17 protein-coding genes and 4 pseudogenes are annotated in these 26451 nt (G+C 63.6%); 10 read left to right on the top strand and 11 right to left on the bottom strand.

The annotated features are described in order from the left end of the window. Positions 1–6: 6 nt before the first annotated feature. The 3 genes and pseudogenes from ACVWW3_RS35260 (at position 7) to ACVWW3_RS35250 (ending at position 3449) form a co-directional block, all read left to right on the top strand. Positions 7–1471, top strand: a pseudogene (locus ACVWW3_RS35260) (CpaF family protein). Positions 1472–1487: 16 nt separating this feature from the next. Next, positions 1488–2465, top strand: coding sequence for a type II secretion system F family protein (locus ACVWW3_RS35255; RefSeq protein WP_456672310.1), 978 nt, complete (start codon positions 1488–1490; stop codon positions 2463–2465). 9 nt (positions 2466–2474) lie between these two features. Then, the gene (locus ACVWW3_RS35250) at positions 2475–3449 is read left to right on the top strand and encodes a type II secretion system F family protein (RefSeq protein WP_247446283.1); all 975 of its coding nucleotides are present in this window, start codon (positions 2475–2477) and stop codon (positions 3447–3449) included. Between the two features lie 58 nt (positions 3450–3507). Here the strand turns inward: ACVWW3_RS35250 and ACVWW3_RS35245 are convergent, their stop codons facing one another. The 3 genes from ACVWW3_RS35245 to ACVWW3_RS35235 all read right to left on the bottom strand — a co-directional run bounded on the left by ACVWW3_RS35245 (position 3508) and on the right by ACVWW3_RS35235 (position 5932). Next, complete coding sequence (locus tag ACVWW3_RS35245) at positions 3508–4335, bottom strand: tetratricopeptide repeat protein (protein WP_456651625.1); 828 nt, start codon at positions 4333–4335, stop codon at positions 3508–3510. A 93-nt stretch (positions 4336–4428) separates the two neighbouring features. Further along, entirely contained in the window at positions 4429–4686 is a 258-nt protein-coding gene (locus ACVWW3_RS35240; protein ID WP_456672309.1) for a hypothetical protein, read from the bottom strand. 28 nt (positions 4687–4714) lie between these two features. After that, complete coding sequence (locus ACVWW3_RS35235) at positions 4715–5932, bottom strand: metallophosphoesterase family protein (protein WP_456651627.1); 1218 nt, start codon at positions 5930–5932, stop codon at positions 4715–4717. Between the two features lie 156 nt (positions 5933–6088). Between ACVWW3_RS35235 and ACVWW3_RS35230 the strand changes: the two are divergent. Beyond that, positions 6089–6840, top strand: a pseudogene (locus ACVWW3_RS35230) (IS5 family transposase). Between the two features lie 184 nt (positions 6841–7024). Here the strand turns inward: ACVWW3_RS35230 and ACVWW3_RS35225 are convergent. Then, positions 7025–7228, bottom strand: coding sequence for a hypothetical protein (locus ACVWW3_RS35225; RefSeq protein WP_456651628.1), 204 nt, complete (start codon positions 7226–7228; stop codon positions 7025–7027). Between the two features lie 202 nt (positions 7229–7430). Between ACVWW3_RS35225 and ACVWW3_RS35220 the strand changes: the two genes are divergently transcribed. Continuing rightward, entirely contained in the window at positions 7431–8804 is a 1374-nt protein-coding gene (locus ACVWW3_RS35220) for a leucyl aminopeptidase family protein (RefSeq protein ID WP_456672308.1), read from the top strand. Beyond that, on the top strand, positions 8797–9639 hold the full coding sequence (locus ACVWW3_RS35215) for a C40 family peptidase (protein WP_456651629.1): 843 nt from the start codon (positions 8797–8799) through the stop codon (positions 9637–9639). Before ACVWW3_RS35220 ends, ACVWW3_RS35215 begins: the two co-directional genes overlap by 8 nt. A 6-nt stretch (positions 9640–9645) precedes the next feature. On the opposite strand, the pseudogene ACVWW3_RS35210 reads toward ACVWW3_RS35215, so the two are convergent. From ACVWW3_RS35210 to ACVWW3_RS35185, 6 genes and pseudogenes are all read right to left on the bottom strand, one after another. Continuing rightward, positions 9646–11284: pseudogene (locus tag ACVWW3_RS35210) on the bottom strand (ABC transporter ATP-binding protein). Positions 11285–11288: 4 nt separating this feature from the next. Then, positions 11289–12470 carry an ABC transporter permease gene (locus ACVWW3_RS35205; RefSeq protein ID WP_247343872.1) on the bottom strand — a complete coding sequence of 394 codons (1182 nt, stop codon included), beginning with the start codon at positions 12468–12470 and terminating at the stop codon, positions 11289–11291. Beyond that, a complete protein-coding gene (locus ACVWW3_RS35200) occupies positions 12470–13579 on the bottom strand; it encodes a microcin C ABC transporter permease YejB (protein ID WP_247446276.1) in 1110 nt (369 codons plus the stop codon). The genes ACVWW3_RS35205 and ACVWW3_RS35200 overlap by 1 nt, the downstream gene beginning before the upstream one ends. A 2-nt stretch (positions 13580–13581) precedes the next feature. Next, complete coding sequence (locus ACVWW3_RS35195; protein ID WP_456651631.1) at positions 13582–15456, bottom strand: extracellular solute-binding protein; 1875 nt, start codon at positions 15454–15456, stop codon at positions 13582–13584. 14 nt (positions 15457–15470) lie between these two features. Continuing rightward, on the bottom strand, positions 15471–17369 hold the full coding sequence (locus ACVWW3_RS35190; RefSeq protein ID WP_456651632.1) for an extracellular solute-binding protein: 1899 nt from the start codon (positions 17367–17369) through the stop codon (positions 15471–15473). Positions 17370–17580: 211 nt separating this feature from the next. Then, a pseudogene (locus ACVWW3_RS35185) lies at positions 17581–18133 on the bottom strand (c-type cytochrome). A gap of 218 nt (positions 18134–18351) precedes the next feature. Between ACVWW3_RS35185 and ACVWW3_RS35180 the strand changes: the two are divergent. Next, positions 18352–19092 carry a 3-deoxy-manno-octulosonate cytidylyltransferase gene (locus ACVWW3_RS35180; protein WP_247446273.1) on the top strand — a complete coding sequence of 247 codons (741 nt, stop codon included), beginning with the start codon at positions 18352–18354 and terminating at the stop codon, positions 19090–19092. A gap of 21 nt (positions 19093–19113) precedes the next feature. Next, positions 19114–19959, top strand: coding sequence for a prephenate dehydratase (locus ACVWW3_RS35175; RefSeq protein ID WP_456651633.1), 846 nt, complete (start codon positions 19114–19116; stop codon positions 19957–19959). A gap of 120 nt (positions 19960–20079) precedes the next feature. On the opposite strand, the gene ACVWW3_RS35170 is transcribed toward ACVWW3_RS35175, so the two are convergent. Next, on the bottom strand, positions 20080–21093 hold the full coding sequence (locus tag ACVWW3_RS35170; protein WP_456651634.1) for an LLM class flavin-dependent oxidoreductase: 1014 nt from the start codon (positions 21091–21093) through the stop codon (positions 20080–20082). Positions 21094–21480: 387 nt separating this feature from the next. Between ACVWW3_RS35170 and metF the strand changes: the two genes are divergently transcribed. Together metF and metH are read left to right on the top strand one after the other, a co-directional pair. Beyond that, positions 21481–22392 carry a methylenetetrahydrofolate reductase [NAD(P)H] gene (gene metF / locus ACVWW3_RS35165; protein WP_456651635.1) on the top strand — a complete coding sequence of 304 codons (912 nt, stop codon included), beginning with the start codon at positions 21481–21483 and terminating at the stop codon, positions 22390–22392. Between the two features lie 6 nt (positions 22393–22398). Next, positions 22399–26256 (top strand): methionine synthase, encoded by a 3858-nt coding sequence (gene metH, locus ACVWW3_RS35160; protein ID WP_456651636.1) that lies wholly within the window; start codon positions 22399–22401, stop codon positions 26254–26256. Positions 26257–26451: the final 195 nt, after the last annotated feature.

Below are 26451 nucleotides of genomic sequence, written 5' to 3'. Positions count from 1 at the left end.
TGTTAAGTGTTCGGTAAGCGTAGCGGAACAGACACCGATACTCGGGCCCCGAAGCCCGGCGCCGTGGCGTCAGAGCCTGCCCAGGCTTCGGCGCCCGCCGTGTCGCGCGCGCCGCCGCCGCCGGCGGTCGCCTCGCCGCCGCTTGCCCCGGCGAAGCCTGCGCCGACCATGGAAGCCCGCCGCTCGGACAATTACTACGAGGTCAAGGCGACCATCTTCGGCGCGCTGATCGAAGCCATTGACCTCGCCCAGCTCGCCAAGCTCGATTCGGAGTCCGCGCGCGAGGAAATCCGCGACATCGTCAACGAGATCATCGCGATCAAGAACATCGTGATGTCGATCGCCGAGCAGGAAGAGTTGCTCGACGACATCTGCAATGACGTCCTCGGCTACGGTCCGCTGGAGCCGCTGTTGTCGCGCGACGACATCGCCGACATCATGGTCAACGGTGCCAATACCGTCTACATCGAGGTCAACGGCAAGATCCAGCGCACCGGCATCCGCTTCCGCGACAACCAGCAGCTGCTCAACATCTGCCAGCGCATCGTCAGCCAAGTCGGCCGGCGCGTCGACGAATCTTCGCCGATCTGCGACGCGCGCCTGGCCGACGGCTCCCGCGTCAACGCCATCGTACCGCCGCTGTCGATCGACGGCCCCACGCTCACCATCCGCAAATTCAAGAAGGACAAGCTGACGCTCGATCAGCTCGTCAAGTTCGGGGCGATCTCGCCGGAGGGCGCTGAAATCCTCCAGATCATCGGCCGCGTCCGCTGCAACGTGCTGATCTCCGGCGGTACCGGCTCGGGCAAGACCACGCTGCTCAACTGCCTTACCAACTACATCGAGCACGACGAGCGCGTCATTACTTGCGAAGACGCCGCCGAACTCCAGCTCCAGCAGCCGCACGTGGTGCGGCTGGAAACCCGGCCACCCAACATCGAGGGCGAAGGCCAGGTCACCATGCGCGAACTCGTGCGCAACTGCCTGCGTATGCGCCCCGAGCGCATCATCGTCGGCGAGGTCCGTGGACCCGAAGCTTTCGACCTGCTTCAGGCCATGAACACCGGCCATGACGGCTCGATGGGCACGCTGCACGCCAACAATCCGCGCGAAGCGCTGTCACGCTGCGAATCCATGATCACGATGGGCGGCTTTTCGCTTCCTTCGCGAACAATCCGCGAGATGATTTGCGCCTCGATCGACGTCATCGTCCAGGCCGCGCGTCTGCGCGACGGCTCGCGCCGCATCACCCACATCACCGAGGGTGATGGGCATGGAAGGCGACACCATCATCACCCAGGACGTCTTCCTCTACGACATGGTCGGCGAGGATGCCAACGGCAAGATCATCGGCCGGCATCGCTCGACCGGCATCGGCCGCCCGAAGTTCTGGGAACGCGCCCGCTATTACGGCGAAGAGAAGCGCCTTGCCGCGGCACTCGACGCCGCAGAAGTGGCACCCCCGACGTGAGGAAGTCAGCACGGCCATGAACATGCAGGTCCTCGCCCTCGCCTTCCTCGCTACCGCCGCCGTCGGCGGCCTCGCCTGGGTCTTCCTCTATCCAGTGCTGTCCGGGGAACGGAAGGCGGAGAGCCGCCGCGCCTCGATCGCGCGCGCCGAGGCGCCCACGGCCCGCGCGGCCGAGAAGACGCAACGCTCGCGTCGCGAGCAGGTCGAGACCTCGCTCAAGGATCTCGAGGCGCGGCGCCAGCAGGAGAAGAGCGTACCGCTCAGTGTTCGCCTGTCGCAGGCCGGCCTCGACTGGGCGCCGCAGAAATTCTGGATCGTGTCCGCCGTCGTGGCGGGCGTGCTGTTCGCAGCCGCCCTGTTCATCGGCGGCGGCCTGCTCGGCGCCGCCGGCCTCGCCTTTGCCGGCGGCCTCGGTCTGCCGCGCTGGGCGCTGGGCTTCCTAAAGAATCGCCGCGAAGCCAAGTTCCTGAAGGCGCTGCCCGACGCCGTCGACGTCATCGTCCGCGGCATCAAGGCCGGCCTGCCGCTGTTCGAATCGATCAAGGTCGTCGCCGCCGACGCGCCCGAGCCGCTGCGCAGCGAGTTTCTGTCTATCATCGAGACCCAGGCGGTCGGCATGCCGCTCGGCGAGGCCTGCACGCGGCTCTACGATCGCATGCCGCTGCCCGAGGCCAACTTCTTCGGCATCGTCATCTCGATCCAGCAAAAGTCGGGCGGAAACCTCTCCGAAGCGCTCGGCAACCTCTCCAAGGTGCTGCGCGACCGCAAGAAGATGAAAGAGAAGATCCAGGCGATGTCGATGGAAGCCAAGGCCTCGGCCGGCATCATCGGCTCGCTGCCGCCGATCGTGATGTTCCTCGTCTATCTCACGACGCCGCAATACATCTCGACGCTTTGGACCCATCCCACAGGCCAGCTCATGCTGGTCGGCTGCGTCGTCTGGATGTCGGTTGGCATCATGGTGATGAAGAAGATGATCAACTTCGACTTCTGATGGTGCCTTATGGTAGAGTTCCTCGTTTCGAAACTTCACGACGTCCACTTCATGACGATGATGCTGGCGGCCATCGCCGCCAGCGCCACCGTCTATTCGCTGGTGATGCCGCTGTTCGCCGGCGAAGGCCTTGCCAAGCGCATGAAGGCGGTGGCGAACGAACGTGAGCGCATCCGGCAGCGCGAGCGCGAGCGCCTTCACAAGAGCGAAAAGGTCTCGCTGCGCCAGACGCCGAAGCAACTCGTCTCGAAAGTCGTCGATGACTTCAACCTGACCAAATGGCTCGCGCAGGAAGCTGCGCGGGACAAGCTCATCATGGCGGGCTATCGCGGCCAGGCGCCCTACATCACCTTCCTGTTCGCCCGCCTGGTGGCCCCGATCGTGTTGTTCGTCGGCTCGGTCGTCTACGTGTTCCTGATCGCGCATATGGAGCAGTCGATGCCGATCAAAATCGGCATCTGCGTCGGTGCGGCCTATCTCGGCCTTCAGGCGCCGATGCTCTTCCTGAGGAACGCGATCTCCAAGCGACAACTCTCGATCAAGCGCGCCTTTCCCGATGCGCTCGACCTGCTCCTGATCTGCATCGAATCCGGCATGTCGGTCGAGATGGCGTTCCGGAAGGTCGCGGTCGAAATCGTGGGCCAGTCGATCGCGCTGTCGGAGGAGTTCACCCTGACCACGGCCGAGCTGTCCTATTTGCAGGACCGCAAGGTCGCCTATGAGAACCTCGCGCGCCGCACCGGGCTCGAGGGCGTCAAGTCGGTATGTCTCGCGCTCCAGCAGGCGGAGCGTTACGGCACCCCGCTCGGCCACTCCTTGCGGGTGATGGCGCAGGAAAACCGCGACATGCGCATGAACGAAGCCGAGAAGAAGGCCGCCGCGCTGCCGCCGAAGCTGACGGTGCCGATGATCCTGTTCTTCCTGCCGGTTCTGTTCGTCGTCATTCTCGGCCCGACCGGCATCAAGATCTCCGCGATGCAATGACGCAAGACGCGGACCGCGCGGTCCGCGGTTGTCTTCAGCATTGGAAAATCACGTCTGATCAGTCGGGCTGACCGAGCGAGGCGACCGGAGTCCGCTTCGGGGCCCCGCGCGGGGCGGCGCTGCGGGTCAGCATTTCCTTGAGATAGGCGACATTGGCCGCGGCCTGGTCCGGCGGCAGGTCCGCCTTCACGATGGTCTCGGCTTCGGCGAAGCGGCCCTGGAGACCGACGACCAGACCGAGATTCTGCCGCACCCGCGTGCTTGCGCGCGGCGAGGCGTAGGCCTGTCGCAGCGCGTCTTCGGCCTTCGGCAGGTCTCTTGACAACATGTAGGACAGGCCGAGATTGGAGAGCACGCCGGCATCGCCCGGCGCGATCTTCAGCGCGCTCGCATAATAGGAACGCGCTTCCTCGTGACGACCCATCTGATCGAGCGCGGTACCCTGCACCGAGAGCAGGCGCCAATCCGGATTGTCGGGCGAATGCGCCTTCGACAGCACATCGAAGGCCTGCTGGAAATTTCCGTTGTCGGAGAGCGCGCGACCGTATTGGGCCATCAGCGCCTTGTTGCCGGGATTGGCGATGGTCGCCTGCTCGAGCACGGCGGCGGCCTGGGCGCGCTGGCCGTTGGCGCGCAAGGCCTGGCCGTAGGCGAGCGCCGCCTCGGCGTCCTTGGGATTGGCACGGTAGCGCTCGCCATAGACTTCAGCGGCGCGCGCGGGATCGGTGGGAGCGGCTTCCGCCCGCGGCCCGATCGAGCCCGTGACGTCGGAGAGTTTCGACATGGCCGTGCAGCCGCCGAGGCCTATGGCCACCGCCGCGACCAGCGAGGTAGACGCAAGAAGCCGGGCAAGACTGAACCGTTCGAGACTGAACCGTTGACGCATGACGCTTTGACTCTCGAGCCGATTGATCGAGCCGAACGCGCCAGCAATAGACTGTTAACCCTAACGGCCGGTTAACGCTCCCCGACCCGCCTGTCACTGCGGCGTCTGCGGCGGCACCTTGCCGCCGAGACCCGGATCGAGGCCGAGCGCCTTCGCCTGCTCGTTCAGGTCCCGCAGCAATTGCAGTCGTTGCTGCGCCTCGACCTCGACATCGATGCCCGGGCGCGCCACCCTCGGCAATTCGCGGCGAAGATCGTCGCGATTGACCAGACGCCTCGCGCGGAGCTCGTCGAGCTGAAAATCGTCGATGCCGAGCACATTGGCCGATTGCTCGACCAATCGGCGCAGCACCGATGTCACCACGGACGCCGCCTCGACGTCATGCTTGCACGCAGACCTCGGGAACTTGCTTTCGAGATCGGCCCAGGCGTTGAGAGGTGACGAGATAGACGTGGAGCAAATTGGCCCAATCCACCTCCCCGTCGGCATAGAAGGCGCGGCGCAGCAGGAGCCGGCGGACAAATGCTGTAACCTCATCCAGTTTCAGCGCCGTGCATGCGTCGATCTCGATGGCCGACTGGACGGCCGGGTCACGGAAAAAATCCCGCCCTGCCGGCAGCCTGACGACGCCGTGCGGCAGGTTCGAATCGAGCGGCCTGAAGACTCCGTCGTTGCGTGAGCGTGAGTAGCGGGCGATCGCGAAGCGATATTCCATACGGCCGGCATGGGACATCGGGCCGAAATAGATGACGTTGAAGCCGGCATCGTCACCGGCCCGTCCGGTCGATGACGGACAGGACAAGACGTAGATCGTGCGCCACAATGCTTCACCGCTCTCGCTCGACGTGGCACGCGGATCGGGGATCGAATAACGTGTCAGCCCCTCGACATGCCGGTGCCCGTGCAGAACCAGATCGACGTTGAGCGACGTCGCCGCTTCGAGGAAGGTCGCGGGCGCGGCGAGATACATCAGCGGCTCGTCGGGCACGCCGAGAAATCGCTTCCCCTCTCCGGTTGCCTGCGGTAGCGGATGATGGTGCAGCGCCAGCACACGCACGAGGTTTTCCGCCGGCTCGGCATAATCGGCGCGGCCGGCCGACCCAAGGCTGCCCGCAAGCTCGACGCTCAGCCGCGCGGAATCCGCAACCATGGCGCTATAGGCGCCCTCGTCCAATTTGCCGCTCGCGAGTGTCGTAATGCTGGCGCGGTTGGAATCGAGCAGCACCAGATCGAGGCCGGCCCGGCGGTAGTAGACGCTCTTCGAGGTGCGTGGCAGATGCAGGTAATCATAGACGTCGTGGCGGCCTGCACGCTGGCTCGGGCGCTTCACGTCGTGATTGCCGGCAATCGCCTGGATGTCGGTGAACAGCCCGGTCTGCCGGAAGGACGCAATGACGGCGAGCGCCTCGTCGAGCGCACGCGGCGTCGGGTCGTCCACCAGATCGCCCGTGATCATCAGGATGCGATCGGGAACGTTCGCGAAGTCCGCCATCCTCTCGCGAATTGCGGCATTGAGCGTCTCGATCGTTGCAAGCAGCCGACCCGTCCCGTCCAGATGCAGGTCGGAGATGTGTACAATAACAAACGATCTATCCATCTTGCGCCGCTTGTTTACAAATGCTGCGCCGCCCAAAAGATAAGAGAAATGCCTTCGCCGATCAGGTTCAGTCCGGTTTCAACCCGGGCCGTGATGAGCTAGGGTCTGTTGGGATTCAGGATTCTCATCGGGGCTTGGTTGTGATTCAAGCTTGGGATGGACCGATTCGTTTTGACTGACGCCCAATGGGCGAAGATGGAGCCGCATTGTCTTGGCAAGCCGGGAGATCCGGGCCGCAGCGGCAAGGACAACCGACTGTTTGTCGAGGCCGTTCTGTGGATCGCCCGAACCGGCAGTCCCTGGCGGGATCTGCCGGCGATGTTCGGCCACTGGAATAGCACATTCACGCGCTTTCGCGACTGGGTGAAGGCGGATGTCTGGAAGCGGCTGTTCGAGGCCATCTCCGACGATCCCGACATGGAATACGCCATGGTCGACGCCACCATCGTCAAGGTCCACCGCCACGGTCAGGGCGCAAAAGGGGGACGCAAAGCCAGGCGATCGGCCGCTCGAAAGGCGGCATGATCACCAAAATTCTGGCGCTCACCGATGCGCTCGGCAATCTCGTGCGCTTCGTGCTCCTGCCGGGACAGCGTTTCGATACGGTGGGCGTGCCGCCGCTCATCGAGGGATTGGCCTTCAACGCGCTGATCGCTGATAAGGCCTTCGATAGCAACGCCATCATCGCCGAACTCGAAGCGCGTGGCGCCAAAGTCGTCATCTCCCAGCATCCGCGCCGTGCACAGCCTCTCGCCATCGACAAGGAGATGTACAAATGGCGGCATCTCATCGAGAACTTCTTCGGCAAGCTCAAGGAATTCAAGCGCATCGCAATGCGCGCCGACAAGACCGACCAGAGCTTCACTTCAATGATCTATCTGGCCGCGGCCGCGATAAACTCCAGATGAATCCCAACAGACCCTAGGTGAGAATAAACTCTCGCTAGGTGCAGAACCGCACGACACAATCTAAAATAATTATCGATAATGCCACAACCGCAGCGCTAGTAAAGCCCTTGCGGCCACACTCGCGTGAACGGCAGTTCTCAGCATGAGATACGAGTCCTACCAGATGATGGCTTCGCTCGCCCGATCAATATTCGATGGCCATCCGCTTGCGGATTTCGTCGATGCGCTTGTCGAGCGCATCGAACCGCGCGTGAACGGAGCGGTCGTGGAGATAGAAGACGTAACCGCCGGCAAGGAATGCGAAGATCCAATGATGATGCTCGACATAGCCGAAACTCGCCTCGACGGCCTGGCCCATGAATGTGACCACGCTCCACACAAATTCCATTGCATTCCTCCCGGCCGGCTTGGTCGTCGGCCGCCGGATATCTCCGCACCTGACGGCCGTTGCCGGAACGTAGCATGGCCCTCCTGCTGCGAGTAGCGGATCGCCGAATGGTGAGCGCAAAGCTGATTGCAGCGGCGGCGAAACTCTGCGAAATCTCGTCCGTTCGTATGACCCGCTCGATCTGACGATCCGGACCCTCCAAATGCCTTCTGTCTTCGAGACGTCGCCCTCCGCCATCCCGATCACCTTCGTCACCAAGTCGAGCTGGGATCAGGTCGCCGAGACGCTGCCGCCGGCGCAACGCCGGTTCGCCACCGCGAGCGCTTTTACCGCAAAGCCGGGCGGCTACCTCGCGCTGCCAGCGCCCGACGGCACGATCGCGCAAGTGCTGTTCGGCCTCGAGGACGAAGGTGCAAGAGCGCCCGACCTGTTCCGGCCGGGCGCCCTGCCCGGCCTGTTGCCGCCGGGCATCTATCGCTTCGCCAATGCACCGCACGACGCACGGCTCGCCGCACTCGCCTTCGCGCTCGGCAGCTATCGCTTCGCCCGGTACCGCAAGGCGGACCGCCCCGAGGTCCGCCTCGTGCCGCCTGACGGCGTCGACGCGGCCGAGATCAACCGCATGGCGGACGCTGCGACGCTGGCGCGCGACCTCATCAACACGCCGGCCAATGACATGGGGCCGGAGGAGCTGGCCACAGCCGCGCAAGATCTCGCCGCCGAATTCGGTGCAAGCTTTGCCTGCACCATCGGCGAGGACTTGAAGACGAATTTTCCGCTCATCCACGCCGTTGGCATGGCCTCGGACCGCGCGCCGCGGCTGATCGACATCGGCTGGGGAGACCCGGCTCATCCCAAGGTGACGCTGGTCGGCAAGGGCGTCTGCTTCGACACCGGCGGGCTCGATTTGAAGCCATCGAGCGGCATGCTGTTCATGAAGAAGGACATGGGCGGCGCCGCCAACGTGCTGGCGCTGGCGCGCATGGTGATGGATGCGAAGCTCAAGGTCCGCCTGCGCGTGCTGGTTCCGGCCGTGGAGAACGCGGTCTCCAGCAACGCTTTCCGCCCGCTCGACATCTTCACCTCGCGCAAGGGCATCACGGTCGAGATCGGCAATACCGACGCAGAGGGCCGCCTCGTGCTCGCCGACGCGCTGGCGCTGGCCGACGAAGAAAAGCCGGACCTGCTGATTGATCTCGGCACGTTGACGGGAGCGGCACGCGTCGCTCTGGGCCCTGATTTACCGCCCTTTTACACCAATGATGAGACGCTTGCCGCCGACGTCGCACGATGTGCGGTGAAGGAGAACGATCCGTTGTGGCGCATGCCGCTGTGGCCGCCTTACGATGCGTGGCTGGACTCCAAGACGGCCACCATCACCAACGCACCGTCCGGCGGCTTTGCCGGCTCGATCATTTGCGCGCTGTTCCTGCAACGCTTCGTCGAGCAGGCCAGGAGCTGGCTGCATGTCGACATCTACGGTTGGACGCCGTCGGCGAAGCCCGCGCGCCCCGAGGGCGGCGAATGCCAGGCCGCGCGCGCGATCTACACATTGCTGAGCGAGCGCTATGCATGATCCGCGACTGACACCAATGCGGGGCGACCTCGCCGCGAAATATCTCGAAGGCAAGGTGCAGGCCGATCGCTTCGTCACGGGCGAGGAATACGAGATAGTCGAGGCGATCGCCCCCGTGCGCCAGCAGCCGTCGTCGAACGCGATGCTGATGACACAAGCGCTACGCGGCGAACGCGTCACGGTCTACGATCGCGACGGCGAAGGCTGGGCCTGGGGTCAGCTTTCCGGTGACGGCTATGTCGGCTGGCTGCCGGATGCAGCGCTCATGAAACCCTCGTCCGCCCCGACCCACATGGTCGGCGCGCTACGAACCTTTGCCTTCCCCGGTCCCTCGATCAAGCTGCCGCCGGCAGACACGCTGGTGATGGGATCGAAGATCGCGGTCGCGCGCGAGGACGGCAGCTTCGCCGTGACGCGCGACGGACAATATCTGCCCAAGGCTCATCTCGTCCCGCTGGAACATCGCGAGTCGGATTTCGTCACAGCCGCCGAGCGTTTCGTCGGCACGCCCTATCTCTGGGGCGGCAAAAGCAGTTTTGGCATCGATTGCTCCGGTCTCGTCCAGGTCTCGCTGACATCGGCGGGCATCGGCTGCCCGCGCGACAGCGACATGCAGCAGGCCGGCCTCGGCCGCGCGCTGGAGCCGCATGAGCTGAGCAAGCTGCAACGCGGCGATCTCATCTTCTGGAAGGGTCATGTCGCCATCGTCCGCGATGGCGCCACCATGGTCCACGCCAACGCGCATCACATGGCAACGGTGATCGAGCCGATCGAGCCGGCAATCGCAAGGATCAAGCAAGCCGGCAGCGAGATCACCGCGATCAAGCGGCTCTGACGGACGCTATGTCGCCGTCGACCCGTTCCCCGCCGTTTCCAGCCGGAACGCCGCCGCAAACAGCGCGCGGGTGTAATCCGTTTTCGGGTTCTTGAAAAGTTCAGAAGCCTGGCCTTCCTCGACCACCTTGCCGCCACGCATCACGATCAGATGGCTGGCGAGCGAGGCAACGACGCGCAGATCGTGCGAGATGAACATGTAGGTGAGATCGCGCCTGCGCTGCAACTCACGCAGCAGATCGACCATCTGCGCTTGAATCAGCATGTCGAGCGCGCTGGTCGGCTCGTCCAGCACGACGAAATCCGGCTCCAGCACCACGGCGCGCGCGATCGAGATGCGCTGGCGCTGGCCGCCGGAGAATTCATGGGGATAGCGGTGGCGAGTGTCTGCCTCTAGCCCGACGTCCTCGAGCGCCTTGACGACGCGCACCTCACGCTCCTCGTGCGAGAGCTTCGGCTGATGCACGGAGAGACCTTCGGCGACGATGTCGGCAACCGACATACGCGGGCTGAGCGAGCCGAACGGATCCTGAAACACGATCTGCATGTCGCGCCGGATGGGCCGCATCTCCTTGAAGCGCAGACCCTGGATATCCTTTCCCAGGAACACGATGCGTCCGTTCGAGGAGATCAGCCGCATCAATGCCAGTCCCAGCGTGGTCTTGCCCGAGCCGGACTCGCCGACAACGCCGAGCGTCTCGCCCTTGCGCACGGCGATGCTGACGCCGTCGACCGCCTTGATGTGACCGACCGTCTTGCGCATCAACCCACGCTTGATCGGAAACCAGACTTTCAGGTCGTCGGCCGACATCACCACCGGCGCATCTGGCTGCGGCGGCGCTGGATCCGGCTTCGGTTCGGCGGCAAGCAGGTCGCGCGTATAGGGATGCTTCGGGCTTTTGAAGACCTGCTCGACCGGCCCCTGCTCGACGATCTCGCCGCCCTTCATGACGCAGACCTGGTCGGCGATGCGGCGCACGATGCCGAGATCGTGGGTGATGAAGAGCAGGCTCATGCCGAGCCGACCGCGGATCTCTGCGAGCAGCGTCAGGATCTGCGCCTGCACGGTGACGTCGAGCGCCGTGGTCGGCTCGTCCGCGATCAGGAGGTCCGGCTCGTTGGCGAGCGCCATCGCGATCATGACGCGCTGGCGCTGGCCGCCGGAGAGCTGGTGCGGATAGCTCTTCAGCCGCGTTTCAGGCTCGGGAATGCCGACCTGCGTCAGCAGCTCCAGCGTCCGCCTGCGCACCTCGGCATTGCCGGTCGGGTTATGGAGCTGGATGATCTCGCCAATCTGCGACTCGATCGTGTGCAGCGGATTGAGCGAGGTCATCGGCTCCTGGAAGATGATGGAGATGTCGCTGCCGCGAATCTCGCGCATCTCCCGCTCCGACTGGTCGATCAGCTCGCGCCCCTTGAAGCGGATACTGCCCGAGGGATGCGAGGCGTTCGGATAGGGCAACAGCTTAAGGATCGAGAGCGCGCTGACCGACTTGCCGGAGCCGGACTCGCCGACCAGTGCGACGCACTCGCCGCGCTTGATCTGGAACGAGACCTTGTCGACCGCGAGCGTGGTGGCGCCGCCCTGGTGGAAGGCCACCGAGAGGTCGCGCACGGCAAGCATGGGGCTGGTTGATCGCGTCCATTGGTTTACCTGAACGTCTTGCGCGGATCGAAGGCGTCGCGCACGGCCTCGCCAATGAAGATCAAGAGCGACAGCATGATCGCGACCGAGAAGAAGCCGGAGAAACCGAGCCAAGGCGCCTGCACGTTGGACTTGCCCTGCGACAGCAGCTCGCCGAGCGACGGCGAGCCGGGCGGCAACCCGAAGCCGAGGAAGTCGAGGGCCGTGAGTGTCATCACCGAACTCGACACGATGAATGGCAGGAACGTCATCGTCGCGACCATCGCGTTCGGCAGCAGATGCCTGAACATGATCACGGCGTTCGACACGCCGAGCGCCCGCGCCGCCTGGATGTACTCGAAATTGCGCCCGCGCAGAAATTCCGCGCGCACGAGTCCCACCAGCGACACCCAGGAAAACAACAGCAGGATGCCGAGCAGCACGAAGAAGCCGGGCACGAGCACCGACGACAGGATCAGCAGCAGATAGAGCGAAGGGATCGCAGTCCATATCTCGATGAAACGCTGGAACAGCAGGTCGATCCAGCCGCCGAAATAGCCCTGCACCGCGCCGGCCGCGATGCCGACGACGGAGGAGACGATGGTCAGGCAGAGGCCGAACAGCACCGAGATGCGGAAGCCGTAGATCAGCCGCGCCACCACGTCGCGGCCCTGATCGTCGGTGCCGAGCCAGTTGTATTCCAGGTCGCGGCAGCTCTTGAGACCCTTCTTCTCGACCACCGGCTTGCACTGCGCTTCCGTCAGCATCCAGGTCGGCGGCGACGGTGCCGGCGTCGGCAGATCGAGATTGTGGGTGTCGTAGGAGTAGCGGATCAGCGGCCAGACGATGCTGCCGCCTTTGTCCCTGATCAGCTTCTGCAAATAGGGATCGCGATAATCGGCCGCCGTTTCGAAGTCGCCGCCGAAAGTGGTTTCCGAATAGGTGATGACGGACGGCCAGTAGAGGCGGCCATCATATTTGATCATGAACGGCCGGTCATTGGCGATCAGCTCGGCGAACAGCGACACCACAAACAGGATCATGAAGAGCCAGAACGACCAGTAGCCGCGCCGGTTCGCCTTGAAATTCTGCCAGCGGCGCCTGTTGAGCGGCGACGGCACGAACGGTTTGCGCGTGATCGGCACCGCATTGCCGAGCGGCGACTTCGCAGTGGTTTCGATCGGCGTGGTGGGGGCGGCCAGCGTCATCAGACCTCCCGCGCCTCGAAATCGATCCGCGGATCGATCCACATATAGGTCAGGTCAGAGATGAGGTTGATGACGAGGCCGACGAGCGAAAAGATGAAGAGCGTGCCGAACACCACGGGGTAATCGCGGTTGAGAACGCTCTCGAAACTGAGCAGTCCCAGTCCGTCCAGCGAGAAGATGGTTTCGATCAAAAGCGAGCCCGAGAAGAAGGCGTGAATGAAGGTGCTGGGAAAGCCCGCGATGACGATCAGCATCGCGTTGCGGAAGACGTGGCCATAGAGCACTCGATTCTCGCTGCAGCCTTTCGCGCGCGCGGTCATCACGTATTGCTTGCGTATCTCGTCCAGAAACGAGTTCTTGGTCAGGAACGTCATGGTGGTGAATGCACCGAGCCCCATGGCGATGAGCGGCAGCGTCAAATGCCAGAAGTAATCGATGATCTTCCAGTACCAGGGAAATTGTGACCAGCCGTCCGAGGTCAGTCCGCGCAGCGGGAACCAGTTGAAGAACGAGCCCCCGGCAAACAGGATGATCAGGAGGATCGCGAACAGGAAGCCGGGAATCGCATAGCCGAGCACGAGCACGCTCGACGTCCAGGTGTCGAAGCGCGTTCCGTCCCTGACCGCCTTGCGGATGCCGAGCGGAATCGAGATCAGGTAGGTCAGCAGTGTCAGCCAGATGCCGAGCGAGATCGAGACCGGCAGCTTCTCCTTGATCAACTGGATCACGCTGACATCGCGGAAGTAGCTCTTGCCGAAATCGAAGCGGGCGAAATTCCACACCATCAGCGCGAACCGCTCGGGCGCCGGCTTGTCGAAGCCGAACTGCACCTCCAGCTTCTTGATGAAATCGGGATCGAGGCCTTGCGCGCCGCGATATTTCGAGTTGATGGCATCGCCGCCGGCCCCTAACTGCCCCGGGGCGCGCTGTGCAAAGTCGCTGCCGCCCGAAATGCGCGAGCTGCCGCCGGTGTCGGCGCCCGAGAGCTGCGCAATCACGCGCTCGACCGGGCCGCCCGGCGCGAACTGCACGACGATGAAGGAGACGAAGAGGATCCCGAGCAAGGTCGGGATCATCAGCAGGATGCGGCGGGCGATATAGGCGCTCATGGCTATTTCGCCTGTTCGAGCTTGGCGGCCTTGCCGCCATCGTGCCACCAGATATCGGGGGCACCGACGCCGTTGGCATAACGCGGCAGCTTCTGCGGATGGCCGAATTGGTCCCAATAAGCAAGCCGGTGCGTCTTGTTATACCATTGCGGCACCCAATAGCGGCCGGCTCGGAACAGGCGATCGAAGGCGCGGCAGGCCACGGTCAATTCTGCGCGGCTGTCAGCCGCCATGATTTTCTCGACCATCGCGTCGATGGCCGGGTTGGCGATGCCCGCCAGATTGTACGATCCCTTGGTTGCCGCGACCTGCGAGGAAAAGAAAGCGCGCATGGCATCACCCGGTGTCGCCGACATGCTGAAGCGCTGGATCGTGATGTCGAAGTCGAAGTCTTCCTGGCGCGCCTTGTGTTGCACGGCATCGACGAGGCGCACACTCGCTTCAATGCCGAGCGTCGCGAGATTCTTGATGTAGGGCGCATGGTGCGGCTGGAAGGAAGGCTCATCCAACAGAAACTCGATCCTGAACACCTCTCCGTTCGGCAGCGTTCGCTTGCCGTCCTTGATCGGCAGGCCGGCGTCGCTGAGCAGTTGCTGCGCCTTGCGCAACAGGCTGCGATCTTGCCCGGAGCCGTCGGAGACCGGCGGCGTAAAGGGCGCGGCGAACACTTCGTCGGGAATCTGGCCGCGAAACGGCTCCAGCAGCTTCAGCTCGTCCGGCGGAGGAGGTCCGTCGCTTGCCATGAGGTCCGAATTCTGGAACGGCGACACCGTACGGGCATAAGCGCCGTACATGATGGTCTTGTTGGTCCATTCGAAGTCGAAAGCATCGATCAGGGCCTCGCGCACGCGAGGGTCTTTGAATTTGTCGCGCCGCGTGTTGATGAACCAGCCTTGCGCACCGGACGGCGTGTCATCGGGCACGATCTCGAGCTTGACGCGGCCATCCTTCACGGCAGCGAAGTCATAGCGCGTGGCCCAGATGCGGGACGTGAACTCCTCGCGGTAGAGATAGTTCTTGCCGGTAAATCCCTCGAAGGCGACGTCGCGGTCGCGATAAAACTCATAGCGCACCACGTCGAAATTGTAGCTGCCGCGACAAGATGGCAGATCGACGGCCCACCAGTCCTTTACCCGCTCGAACTCGATGTAGCGATTGACCTCGAACTTCCCGACCTTGTACGGACCCGAGCCCAATGGCGTCTCAAGCGACGTTTCGTCGAAGGCGCGAGAGGCATAATACGCTTTCGAGAAGATCGGCAGGCTCGCCAAATAGAGCGGGACGTCACGCGCGCGTCCCTTGGCGAAGGTCACGACAAGCGTCGTGGCGTCGATCGCTTCCGCGCTAACCATGTCGCGCATCTGCACAATGATCAGCGGATGCCCCTTGGTCTTCAGCGCCGTCAAGGAAAACGCCGCGTCGTGCGCGGTAAGCTTGGTGCCGTCGTGGAATTTCGCCTCAGGCCGCATCGTGAAGCGATAGACCAGTTTGTCTGCCGATATATTTACAGACTTGGCGGCAAGCCCGTACATCGCGTCCGGCTCGTCGTTTGCGCGCACCATCAGCGGCGCAAACGTCATGTCCATGCCTTGCGCGCCGTCACCCTTCAGGATGAAGGCGTTGAGCGAGTTGAAGGTCTGGTAGGACTGGTTATACGCGCGCACCGACGGAATGAGGGAGAACGTGCCGCCTTTCGGCGCATCGAGATTGGCATAGTCAAAATGGTGGAAGTCGGCGGGGTATTTGAGGTCGCCGAAGGCCGAGATGCCATGGGCCTCGGCGGGCATCTCGGACGCTGTCGCGCCCCGGAGCCAGGAGGCGCTGAACGCGCCGCCGGCACCCAAGGCCAGCACATGCCGGCGTGAAAGCTGCGCCATGCGAGAAATGCCCCTCACGACTTCTTTGCAATCCGCGCCGCCTTGTCCGCGTCGTACCACCAGATGAACGGGAAGCCGGACTGACCATATCTGGGCAGCTCCGCCGGCCGGCCGAAGCGGTCCCAGCGCGCGGTGCGGACTTTCGAATAGGTCCATTGCGGCACGACGTAGTGATTCCACAGCAGCACGCGATCGAGCGCCTTGGTGGCCGCGACGAGATCGTCGCGACCCGTGGCGTAGATCACCCGCTCGATCAGCTTGTCGACTGCCGGATTCTTGATGCCGGTAATGTTGCGCGACCCGGCGATATCAGCCGACTTGGACGACCAGAATTCGCGCTGCTCGTTACCCGGCGACTGCGACTCGCCCCAGGAGTTGGTGACGACGTCGAAATCCCACTCTCTGGTCCTGTTCTCGTATTGGGTCGGATCGACCGTGCGCACGCTGACCGCGATGCCGAGCCGTTCCAGCGACGGCTTGTAGAACAGCGTGATCCGCTCGAAGCTCGGATCCGAGTTCAGCAATTCCAGCGAGAACTGGGCACCGGTCTTGACGTCGATCAGCTTGCGGTCGCGCACCTCGTAGCCGGCTTCCTTGAACAGGCGCAGCGCCTCGCGCAGATTCTCGCGCACGGCTTCCGGACTGCCGCCGACCGGGTTGGTGTAGGCCGTGGTGAAGACTTCGGGCGGGACCTCGGCGCGGACGGTCTCGAGGATTTCGAACTCCTTGCCCTGCGGCAGGCCGGTCGCCATGAGGTCGTCGATGCCGTCGAAATAACTGCTGATGCGCTTGTACTGACCATAGAAGATCTGCTTGTTCATCTCCTCGAAGTCGAACGCATAGTTGAGAGCGTGTCGCACGCGGGGGTCGCTAAACTTGGCGCGGCGCAGGTTCGGTACGAAGGCCTGCATGACGCCCGAGCTGCGATTGGCGAACTCCTCGAGAATCACCCGCTTTTCAGTGACGGCCGGGAAGTCGTAGGCCGTCGCCCAGTTCTTCGCGCTGTTCTCGGTACGCCAATCGACCTGATCGGCCTTGAAAGCCTCGATCGCCACGGTGGCGTCCCGGAAATATTCGTAGCGCATCTCGTCGAAATTATTGCGGCCCACATTGGCGGCGAGATCGCGCCCCCAATAATCCTTGACGCGCTCCAGCGCGATTGACCGTCCGGCAACGAATTCCTTGATCCTGTAGGGGCCCGAACCGAGCGGCACTTCGAGCGTAGTGGCGGAAACGTCGCGCTTGCGACCCTGCGCGTCGGTTCCCTCCCACCAGTGCTTCGGCAAGACCGTGAGCTGCCCGACGATCTGCGGGAGTTCGCGGTTGCCCGGCGCGTCGAACACGAACTTCACCTCGCGCTCGCCGACCTTCTCGGCCTTCGTCACATGGCTGTAATAAGCCGAGTATTGCGGGTGATGCTTCTTGAAGGAATCGAGCGAGAAGATCACGTCGTCCGCGGTAACAGGCTTGCCGTCATGCCATTTGGCGTCGGACCGCAAACGATAGGTGACGAAGGAAAAATCGTCCGGGTGGCTGACGGCCTCGGCCAGCGCGCCGTATTCGGTCGAGACTTCGTCGAGCGAGGGCGTCGTGAGGGATTCGTAAATGAACGCAACGGCGCCGGCGACCTGCCCCTTTACACCGGAGACGACGATGTTGAAATTGTCGAATGTGCCGACGGCGATCTGGCGCGCGACGCCGCCTTTGGGCGCTTCCGGATTGACATAGTCGAAGCGCTTGAAGTCCGCGGGGTACTTGACCTGTCCGAACAGCGACAGAGCGTGGCGCCAGGTGAGCGCACCGGCAGATTGCGCGTGCGCCACGCCGACAGGAAGGCCCCCTACGGAACCGAGGGCGGGGAGCGCGGCGGCAGCAGTGCCGGTGAGCAGGAGATCGCGTCGGGTAATGGCCAAATCAACATTCCTGTCTTGAAGGAGGCTACTCCTTTAAGGTCCCAATATAGGCAAGGTTTCGACGGAATATGTTGCTTTTTCCTCATCTTGGAAGGCCGGACGGCCATCCGATGCGGCCAAACGCCCCGATAACGATGCCGCGAGGCCCGGATACGGAAACGGCCAGGCTTTTCAGCCTGGCCGCATAGTTCAAGAAGGATTTTTTGACGCCTTACTTTGAGGCGGTCGGCAACGGCTGCGGATGGTCCGACAGCGAATTCAGATATGCAATGACGTCGGCGCGCTCGGAATCCTTCGGAATGCCGGCGAAGCCCATGGCGGTGCCCGGGATGAAGCCCTTCGGGTTGGCGATGAACTTGTTGAGGTCGTCGAACGTCCAGGTGCCGCCCTTGGGCCTTCATGGCGGCCGAGAAATTGAACCCGCGTCCTTCACCCCTGGGCTCGCCGACGATGCCAAAGAGATTCGGACCGACGCGGTTCGGGCCGCCCTTCTCGAAGGTATGGCAGGCGCCGCACTTCTTGGCGGCGGAGGCGCCCTTCTCGACCGAGGCGGTCTGGAGCAGCTTTTCGATCGGCTCGGAGGGCGCAGCGGCGGCGGCGCCTTCCTTGCCGTGGCCGGCGTCTTCCTTCACGGCGATCTCAAAGCCCGGCTTTTCCGGCATCTTGGGCGAGAACAGCGCACTCGCGGTGAAGCTCGTCACCAGCAGGATGAGACAGGTGCCGAGCACGGCACCGAGAATTTTGTTGAGTTCGAAAGAGTCCATTTCCGGCCAGGCCCCACACCGCAAGAAGAATTGGCGGCCAGGCGGCCGCCAGGACGAGCCTCGGGAGAATCAAACGTTCCCAATTGTTTCCCCGAGTTTTGCCATTGAGATATCGGTTTGCCCGGGGTCTGGCAACCCGTATAAGCGAGCGGGCTTCAGGCCCGTCCCCACCCCATTTCTCGGCGCGGAAAACGCCCCGTTTCCAGGCCCTTGAACCGATGATCAATCCCCGCATCCTGGTGCTGATTCCGGCCCGCATGGCCGCCACCCGCCTGCCCGGCAAGCCGCTCGCCGATATCGCGGGGCAGCCGATGATCGTGCATGTGATGCGCCGTGCCGAGGCCGCCGGGATAGGCCGGGTCGCAGTCGCAACGGACACGGCGGAGATCGCTTCCGTGGTCACCGCCCATGGCGGCGAGGCCGTGATGACCCGCCCGGAGCACCCCTCCGGCTCCGACCGCATCCACGAGGCCATGCAGAAGCTCGATCCGGACGGCAAGGCCGAGATCGTGGTCAATCTCCAGGGCGATTTTCCGACCATCACGATCGACAACATCCGCGAGGTGCTGCCGCCGCTGCAAGACCCCGTCGTGGACATCGCCACGCTGGCCTCGCAGATCCACACCGAGGAGGAGGACCTCGCGCCGAGCGTCGTGAAGGCAATCGGAACCTCGCTCGGCGGCAGGCGGATGCGCGCACTTTATTTCACCCGCGCCACCGCTCCGACCGGCGACGGACCGCGTTACCACCATATCGGCCTGTACGCCTATCGCCGCGCCGCGCTGGAGCGCTACGTCCGGCTTCCGCCTTCGCCGCTGGAATTGCAGGAGAAGCTCGAGCAGCTTCGGGCGCTTGAGGCCGGAATGCGCATCGACTTCACCATTGTCGATACCGTGCCGCGCGGGGTGGACACGCCGGCGGACCTCGAAACCGCGCGCAGCATCCTTTCCAAATCCTGAGCCGCTGTTACAAGGCCGAGCATGAGCAAGCTTAAAATCGCATTCCAGGGCGAGCCTGGGGCCAATTCCCACATCGCCATTGTCGAGGCCTATCCGGACGCGGAGCCGATGCCTTGTGCCACCTTCGAGGACGCGCTGTCGGCGATCTCCTCGGGCGAGGCCGATCTCGGCATGATCCCGATCGAGAATTCGGTCGCGGGCCGTGTCGCCGACATCCATCATTTGCTGCCGGCCTCGGGCCTCTTCATCATCGGCGAATGGTTTCTGCCCGTCCGTCATCAGCTGATGGCGGTGAAGGGGACCAAGCTTGCCGACGTCAAGAGCGTCGAGAGCCATGTGCACGCGCTCGGCCAGTGCCGGCGCATCATCCGCAAGCTCGGCATCAAGGGGATCGTGCACGCCGATACCGCCGGCAGCGCCCGTGACATCTCCGAGCGCAACGACAAGACCGTCGCCGCGATCGCCTCGCGCCTCGCCGCAAAGATCTACGGCCTCGACATTCTGGCTGAGGACATCGAGGACGAGGCCCACAACACCACGCGCTTCGTGGTGCTCGCGCGCGAGCCGAAATGGGCCGCCCAAAACTCCGGCCCGCTGGTTACCACTTTTGTGTTCCGGGTGCGCAATTTGCCGGCCGCCCTTTACAAGGCGCTCGGCGGTTTTGCCACCAACGGCGTCAACATGACCAAGCTCGAGAGCTACATGGTCGACGGCAATTTCTTCGCCACCCAGTTTTACGCCGACGTCGACGGCCACCCTGACGACAAGGGCCTTGCGTTTGCGATCGAGGAGCTGAAATTCTTCTCGCGCGAATTTCGCATCGTCGGCGTGTATCCGGGGCATCCTTTCCGGGCAACGATGGAATAGTTTCGTGTCCCGGACGCGCGAAGCGCGAGCCGGGATCCAGAGGCTGCGAAGCGTAGGATGGGCCCCGGCTCTGCAGCGCACCGCCGAAGGGCGCTGCGCTGCGTCCGGGGCACGAGAGCTTTATCCGGCCGCCTTAAGTCCAAACGCCTCCGCCAGCAGCGAATACGACTTCTTGCGCGCGTCGTGGTCGTACACGGCGGTGATCACCATCAACTCGTCCGGCTTGCTCGAATCGATCAGCGGCCGCAGCGTCTCTTGCACGGTAGCAGGGCTGCCGACGAACAGACGGGAGCGGTTGCGCCGCATCGAGGTGCGCTCGGAGTCGGTATAGGGATAGGCCAGTGCTTCCTCGACGCTTGGTAGCGGAAGATATTGACCGCGGTCGCGGCGCAGGCGGTTGAGATCGAAAGACGTGGCGAGCTTTTCGGCCTCCTCATCCGTGTCGGCCGCGATGACGGCGACTGCGAGGATCGCGCGCGGGCTCGCGCTCCAGGCCGAGGGCTGAAAACGATTGCGGTAATGCACCATGGCATCGATCGCATCGTGGGACGCAAAATGATGGGCGAAGGCGAAGCCCATGCCGACCTGCGCGGCGAGCTCTGAGGAATAATCGCTGGAGCCGAGCAGCCAGATCGGCGGCAACGGCGTATCGTCGGGCATCGCGACGACGTTGTGGTAGGGATGGCCCGAGGGGAATTCCCGGGTCTGCCACAGGATCAATTCGTGCAGCCGCTCGAGGAAATCGTCGCCTTCGCGGCGATCGAGCCGGCTACGCAGCGCATAGGCCGTGGCGCCGTCGGTGCCGGGGGCGCGGCCGAGGCCGAGATCGATGCGGCCGGGAAACAGCGCCTCCAGCATCTTGAAGCGCTCGGCCACGACCAGCGGCGCGTGGTTGGGCAGCATCACGCCGCCGGAGCCGACGCGGATGTGCTTCGTCACCGCCGCGATCTGCCCGATCATCACGTCGGGCGCTGGGCTCGCGACGGAGGCGAGGTTGTGATGCTCGGCGAGCCAATAGCGGACATAGCCGAGCCCGTCGACATGACGCGCCAGATCGATGCTGTTGCGCAACGCCGCGGCGGGCTTTGTGCCTGTTGTGACGACGGAGAGGTCGAGGACCGAGAGCGGGATCATGGCGCGCTAACGTAGTGGAGAGCGGCGCGGCGGCAATGGGCAGGCCGCGCAGGTCTGACGTGCAGGCCGCGGGCCGGGACACCGAAGCCGGCAGTTGGGACAAATGGCGTGCATATCATTTCTAATTCAGGCTGCCCACAGATCAAGCCAACCACCGAACTGCCCTTAACTTGCATCAAAATATTGATATATCGATGTATTTTACCATGAACATAATTCCCACTATTCGACCATAAGGTAGAAAAATTCAGCCTAATACACATGAAGTGGGCCACTTCCCATCCACGATGGGCTGTCGATCAGACTGCCTTTGTCATATCTTGGACATCCCAGGCTAGCGCTGACCGGCGCCAAAACCTGGTGAATAATCTGGAGTGAGTGGTGCCCATGACTGACGTGACGACGGCTGCCCAGACCGACCGGCACCAGAAGCGGCCTGCGATCTCCTTCGAGTTCTTTCCGCCCAAGACCGAAGATATGGAGCGCAACCTCTGGGACACCATCAACCGGCTGGCCCCGCTCGACCCGAAATTCGTCTCGGTGACCTATGGCGCCGGTGGCTCGACCCGTGAGCGCACCCACTCGACCATCTCGCGTATCCTGAAGGAAACCGCGCTGCTGCCGGCCGCGCATCTGACCTGCGTCGGCGCCTCGCGCGGCGAGATCGACGAGATCGTCGACCGCTATCACGAGGTCGGCGTCCGCCACATCGTCGGCCTGCGCGGCGATCCCGCAGGCGGTATCGGCACGCCCTATTCCAGCCATCCCGACGGCTACCAGACGTCCGATGCGCTCGTCGCCGGCATCAAGAAGCGTCACGCCGACATCGAAGTGTCGGTCTCGGCCTACCCCGAGAAGCACCCCGAGGCGCGCGACTTCGACGATGATATCGACACGCTGAAGGCCAAGGTCGATGCGGGTGCGACCCGCGCGATCACGCAGGTGTTCTTCGATAACGATCTCTACTTCCGCTATCTCGACCGCGTCCGTGCCCGCGGCATCAACATCCCGATCGTGCCGGGCATCATGCCCATGCACAATTTCAAGCAGGCTCGCAATTTCGTCACCCGCGCCGGCACCTCCGTGCCGGACTGGTTCGCCGCGAAGTTCGAGGGCCTCGACGACGACGCCGAGACCCGCAAGCTGGTGGCAGCCACCGTCGCGGCCGGCCAGGTGCAGAAGCTCGCCAAGCACGGCGTCGACACCTTCCATTTCTACACCATGAACCGCGCCGATCTCGTGTTCGCGATCAGCCATTTGCTCGGCATCCGCGCCAAGAGCGCGCAGAAGGCGGCTTAAGACAACATGACCGTATCCACCTCTTCCAAGCGAACTGCCCTTTTGAACGCCGCGCGCGAGCGTATCCTCGTGCTCGACGGCGCCATGGGCACGATGATCCAGAACCTCCAGTTCGACGAGGCCACCTTCCGCGGCGAGCGCTTCAAGAAATTCCATCGCGATTTGCGCGGCAACAACGATCTCTTGATCCTGACCCAGCCGCAGGCGATCGAGGACATCCACGCGGCCTATTTGCGCGCTGGTGCCGACATCGTCGCCACCAACACCTTCTCCACGACCTCGATCGCGCAGGCCGATTACGACCTCACCGACATCGTCTACGAGATGGCGCGCGAAGGCGCCCGCCTTGCCGGCAACGCCGCACGCCGCGTCGAAGCCGAGGACGGCAAGCCGCGCTTCGTCGCCGGCGCCATCGGCCCGACCAACCGCACCGCCTCGATTTCGCCCGACGTTTCCAATCCCGGCTACCGCGCCGTCAGGTTCGACGATCTGCGCAAATCCTATGGCGAGCAGATCAACGGCATGCTCGACGGCGGCGTCGATCTGCTGCTGGTCGAGACCATCTTCGACACGCTGAACGCCAAGGCGGCGCTCTACGCGATCGCCGAGATCACCGAGGAGCGCGGCATCGACATGCCCGTGATGGTGTCGGGCACCATCACCGACAAGTCCGGCCGCCTGCTGTCGGGCCAGCTGCCGGAGGCATTCTGGCATTCGGTGCAGCACGCAAAGCCCGTCACCATCGGCTTCAACTGCGCGCTCGGCGCAGAAGATCTGCGCGCGCACATCGCCGATATCGGCCGCGTCGCCGACACGCTTGTTTGTGCGTACCCCAATGCCGGCCTGCCCAACGAGTTCGGCCAGTATGACGAGACGCCGGAATACATGGCGCGCCTGATCGGCGAGTTCGCACGTGATGGTTTGGTCAACATCGTCGGTGGCTGCTGCGGCACCACGCCGGATCATATCGCGGCGATCGCCGCTGCGGTCGCGCCGCACAAGCCGCGCATCGTGCCGGAGATCGAGCCTCGCTTGCGGCTCTCCGGCCTCGAGCCTTTCATCCTCACCGACGCGATTCCCTTCGTGAACGTCGGCGAGCGCACCAACGTCACCGGCTCCGCCCGCTTCCGCAAGCTGGTCACCGCCGGCGACTACACCGCCGCGCTGCAGGTCGCGCGCGACCAGGTCGAGAACGGCGCGCAGATCATCGACGTCAACATGGACGAGGGCCTGCTCGACTCCGAAGCGGCCATGGTGACCTTCCTCAACCTCGTCGCCGCCGAACCCGACATCGCCCGCGTGCCTGTCATGGTCGATTCCTCGAAATTCTCGGTGATCGAAGCCGGCCTGAAATGCGTACAGGGCAAGCCGGTCGTCAATTCGATCTCGATGAAGGAAGGCGAGGAGAAATTCATTCACGAGGCCAAGATCGCCCGCCGTCACGGCGCGGCCGTTGTGGTGATGGCGTTCGACGAGGTCGGCCAGGCCGACACGTTCGCGCGCAAGACCGAGATCTGCAAGCGCGCCTACGACATCCTGGTCAACCGCGTCGGCCTGCCGCCGGAAGACATCATCTTCGATCCCAACATTTTCGCGATCGCGACCGGCATCGAGGAGCACAACAATTACGGCGTCGACTTCATCGAGGCGACGCGCTGGATCCGCAAGAACCTGCCGGGCGCGCACATCTCGGGCGGCGTCTCCAATTTGTCTTTCTCGTTCCGCGGCAATGAGCCGGTGCGCGAGGCCATGCACTCGGTGTTCCTGTATCACGCCATCAAGGCCGGCATGGACATGGGCATCGTCAACGCCGGGCAGATGATCGTCTATGACGACATCGATGCCGAATTGCGCCAGGTCTGCGAGGACGTCATCCTCAACCGCGATCCGGGCGCGTCCGAGCGTCTGCTGGCGCTCGCGGAAAAATTCCGCGGCAACAAGACCCAGACCAAGGAAGCCGATCTCGCCTGGCGCGAATGGCCGGTGGCGAAGCGGCTGTCGCATTCGCTGGTGCACGGCATCACCGAATTCATCGAGCAGGATACCGAAGAGGCCCGCAAGACCTCGACGCGTCCGCTCGACGTGATCGAAGGACCGCTGATGGCCGGCATGAACGTGGTCGGCGACCTCTTCGGCGACGGCAAGATGTTTTTGCCGCAGGTGGTGAAGTCCGCACGCGTCATGAAGCAGGCGGTGGCCTGGCTGATGCCGTTCATGGAAGAGGAGAAGGCGCGCAATCGCGCCAACGGCATCGACAGCGATGCAAAATCCTCCGCCGGCAAGATCGTGCTCGCGACCGTCAAGGGCGACGTCCACGACATCGGCAAGAACATCGTCGGCATCGTGCTCCAGTGCAACAATTACGAGGTCATCGACCTCGGCGTGATGGTGCCTGCCGCCAAGATCGTCGAGATCGTGAAGGCGGAGAAGGCCGACATCGTCGGCCTGTCCGGTCTGATCACGCCCTCGCTCGACGAGATGGCGTTCTTCGCCGGCGAATTGCAGCGCGAAGGCCTCAAGCTGCCGCTGCTGATCGGCGGCGCGACGACAAGCCGTGTGCATACGGCCGTGAAGATCGACCCGAGCTATCGCGCCGGCCCCGTGGTGCATGTCAACGACGCCAGCCGCGCCGTCGGCGTCGCCTCCGCGCTGCTCTCGCCCGAGAAGCGCGAGGCCTATGCCGCCGAGGTGCGTGCCGAATACGCCAAGATCTCGGACGCGCATATGCGCGCGCAGGCCGACAAGAAGCGGCTGAAGCTGGAGGTGGCACGCAAGAACCGCGTGCCGGTCGATTTCGCAGCGAACAAGCCCGTGAAGCCGACCTTCCTCGGCACCAGAAGCTTCGACGACTACGATCTCGCCGAGCTCGTGCCCTATATCGACTGGACGCCGTTCTTCCAGACCTGGGAGCTCGCGGGCCGCTTCCCGGCGATTCTCGATGATGCCAAGGTCGGCGAAGTCGCGCGTTCGCTTTACGATGACGCGCGAAAAATGCTCGACACCATCGTCAAGGAGAAATGGTTCCGGGCGCGCGCGACCGTCGGCTTCTGGCCCGCGAATGCGCAGGGCGACGACATTGTGCTCTACGCCGACGAAAGCCGCACCAAGTCGATCGCGACGCTGCACACGCTGCGTCAGCAGCTCGAGAAGCGCGAGGGCCGTTTCAACGCGGCGCTGTCCGACTTCATCGCACCGGTCGGCACCGGTGTGCCCGATTATGTCGGCAGCTTCGTCGTCACTGCGGGGATCGGGGAGGATGTGATTGCCGACCGCTTCAAGATGGCGAACGACGACTACTCATCGATCCTGTGCAAGGCGCTGGCCGATCGCCTTGCGGAAGCCTTCGCCGAGCGCATGCATGCGCGCGTGCGCCGCGAGTTCTGGGCCTATGCCCCGGACGAGGCGCTCTCGACTGACGAACTGATCCTCGAAAAGTACCAGGGCATCCGCCCCGCGCCCGGCTACCCCGCGCAGCCCGATCACACCGAGAAGGCGACGCTGTTCGAGCTGCTCGACGCAGAAAACACCGCTGGTGTGACGCTGACCGAGAGCTTTGCGATGTGGCCGGGCTCTTCCGTGTCCGGGCTCTATTTTGCGAACCCCGAGAGCTATTATTTCGGCGTCGGCAAGATCGAGCGGGACCAGGTCGAGGACTATGCCGTACGTAAGGGGATGAGCGTCGCCGAGACCGAGCGCTGGCTCGCGCCGGTGCTGAACTACATCCCGTCGCGGGAGGGCACCGACAAGGCGTTTGCGGCGACACCCGCAAACGACGAGACCTCAAAAGACCTCGCCTCGCACCCGCCCGGCTGCACCTGCGCGGTGCATCTCGTCTGGCAGAAGAAGCGCGCGGGCGCGGGGTAGGCGCGCCCCTCAACTCAAAAACTAAAAAACAACCCCATGCACAGTAGCCATGGGGTTGAAAAGCCTGAACATTTTTTCCCCTCCGGAGCGGCGGACGGGCACGAGATCGTCGGCCGCGACCAGGGCGGCGACCGCAAGCACTGTTGCTCCGTCGGGCAAAACACCTGTAGCATTCCATCATCGCCAACCGCGCCA

Source organism: Bradyrhizobium sp. LM2.9, assembly GCF_054056555.1.
Note: the sequence above shows the minus strand (reverse complement) of the source record. Positions and strands in the feature narration are given on the sequence as shown.

What these genes read in the sequence shown, in the direction of transcription:
- metF (WP_456651635.1), top strand. Translation starts at nt 21,481, where the DNA reads ATGACTGACGTGACGACGGCTGCCCAGACCGACCGGCACCAGAAGCGG.
- ACVWW3_RS35215 (WP_456651629.1), top strand. Translation starts at nt 8,797, where the DNA reads ATGCATGATCCGCGACTGACACCAATGCGGGGCGACCTCGCCGCGAAA.
- ACVWW3_RS35180 (WP_247446273.1), top strand. Translation starts at nt 18,352, where the DNA reads ATGATCAATCCCCGCATCCTGGTGCTGATTCCGGCCCGCATGGCCGCC.
- ACVWW3_RS35170 (WP_456651634.1), bottom strand. Translation starts at nt 21,093, where the DNA reads ATGATCCCGCTCTCGGTCCTCGACCTCTCCGTCGTCACAACAGGCACA.
- ACVWW3_RS35220 (WP_456672308.1), top strand. Translation starts at nt 7,431, where the DNA reads ATGCCTTCTGTCTTCGAGACGTCGCCCTCCGCCATCCCGATCACCTTC.
- metH (WP_456651636.1), top strand. Translation starts at nt 22,399, where the DNA reads ATGACCGTATCCACCTCTTCCAAGCGAACTGCCCTTTTGAACGCCGCG.
- ACVWW3_RS35205 (WP_247343872.1), bottom strand. Translation starts at nt 12,470, where the DNA reads ATGACGCTGGCCGCCCCCACCACGCCGATCGAAACCACTGCGAAGTCG.
- ACVWW3_RS35200 (WP_247446276.1), bottom strand. Translation starts at nt 13,579, where the DNA reads ATGAGCGCCTATATCGCCCGCCGCATCCTGCTGATGATCCCGACCTTG.
- ACVWW3_RS35225 (WP_456651628.1), bottom strand. Translation starts at nt 7,228, where the DNA reads ATGGAATTTGTGTGGAGCGTGGTCACATTCATGGGCCAGGCCGTCGAG.
- ACVWW3_RS35235 (WP_456651627.1), bottom strand. Translation starts at nt 5,932, where the DNA reads ATGGATAGATCGTTTGTTATTGTACACATCTCCGACCTGCATCTGGAC.
- ACVWW3_RS35245 (WP_456651625.1), bottom strand. Translation starts at nt 4,335, where the DNA reads ATGCGTCAACGGTTCAGTCTCGAACGGTTCAGTCTTGCCCGGCTTCTT.
- ACVWW3_RS35255 (WP_456672310.1), top strand. Translation starts at nt 1,488, where the DNA reads ATGAACATGCAGGTCCTCGCCCTCGCCTTCCTCGCTACCGCCGCCGTC.
- ACVWW3_RS35175 (WP_456651633.1), top strand. Translation starts at nt 19,114, where the DNA reads ATGAGCAAGCTTAAAATCGCATTCCAGGGCGAGCCTGGGGCCAATTCC.
- ACVWW3_RS35195 (WP_456651631.1), bottom strand. Translation starts at nt 15,456, where the DNA reads ATGGCGCAGCTTTCACGCCGGCATGTGCTGGCCTTGGGTGCCGGCGGC.
- ACVWW3_RS35250 (WP_247446283.1), top strand. Translation starts at nt 2,475, where the DNA reads ATGGTAGAGTTCCTCGTTTCGAAACTTCACGACGTCCACTTCATGACG.